Origin of the sequence: Arthrobacter livingstonensis (assembly GCF_003219815.1) — a bacterium.
GTDB lineage: Bacteria > Actinomycetota > Actinomycetes > Actinomycetales > Micrococcaceae > Specibacter > Specibacter livingstonensis.
Genome location: NZ_QJVD01000107.1, coordinates 1 through 1,148 on the forward strand (window position 1 = coordinate 1; position 1,148 = coordinate 1,148).

General features: G+C 43.3%; 1 protein-coding gene. It reads left to right on the plus strand.

Translation table 11 applies throughout. The features are described from left to right. A partial coding sequence (locus CVV68_RS25170) for a polymerase PA (RefSeq protein ID WP_146239012.1) occupies positions 1–1,104 on the plus strand: 1,104 nt, incomplete at its 5' end. Positions 1,105–1,148 lie beyond the last annotated feature (44 nt).

Sequence of the window (1,148 nt, forward strand, 5' to 3'; positions counted from 1 at the left end):
AATGAGGAGAAGATTCCCAGAACAAAGAACATGAAGAAGACAAGCCAATTAAAGTGGGCACTCGGTGAGAACATGGCACCGGAGAAGGTGGACTTTGAGGATTGCAAAGATATCAACGACCTGAAACAGTATGACAGTGACGAGCCAGAGCCCAGATCGCTAGCATGTTGGATCCAAAATGAATTCAACAAGGCATGTGAATTGACTGATTCAAGCTGGGTAGAACTTGATGAAATAGGGGAAGATGTTGCCCCAATCGAACACATTGCAAGCATGAGACGGAACTATTTTACAGCAGAAGTGTCCCACTGCAGGGCTACTGAATACATAATGAAGGGAGTGTACGTAAATACTGCTTTGCTCAATGCATCTTGTGCAGCCATGGATGACTTTCAACTGATTCCAATGATAAGCAAATGTAGAACCAAAGAAGGAAGACGGAAAACAAACCTGTATGGATTCATTATAAAAGGAAGATCTCATTTGAGGAATGATACCGACGTGGTAAACTTTGTAAGTATGGAATTTTCCCTTACCGACCCAAGGTTGGAACCACATAAATGGGAAAAGTATTGTGTTCTTGAAATAGGGGATATGCTCCTGCGAACTGCAGTAGGCCAAGTGTCAAGACCCATGTTTCTGTATGTAAGAACCAATGGAACCTCCAAGATCAAGATGAAATGGGGTATGGAAATGAGACGCTGCCTTCTCCAATCTCTCCAACAGATTGAGAGCATGATTGAAGCTGAATCCTCCGTCAAAGAGAAAGACCTGACCAAAGAATTCTTTGAAAACAAATCAGAAACATGGCCAATTGGAGAGTCACCTAAAGGAGTGGAGGAAGGTTCCATCGGGAAGGTGTGCAGAACCTTACTAGCAAAATCTGTATTCAATAGCCTATATGCATCTCCGCAACTTGAGGGGTTCTCAGCTGAATCGAGAAAACTGCTACTCATTGTTCAGGCGCTCAGGGATAACCTGGAACCTGGAACCTTCGATCTTGAAGGGCTATATGAAGCAATCGAGGAGTGCCTGATTAATGATCCCTGGGTTTTGCTTAATGCATCTTGGTTCAACTCCTTCCTCACACATGCACTAAGATAGTTGTGGCAATGCTACTATTTGCTATCCATACTGTCCAAAAAAGC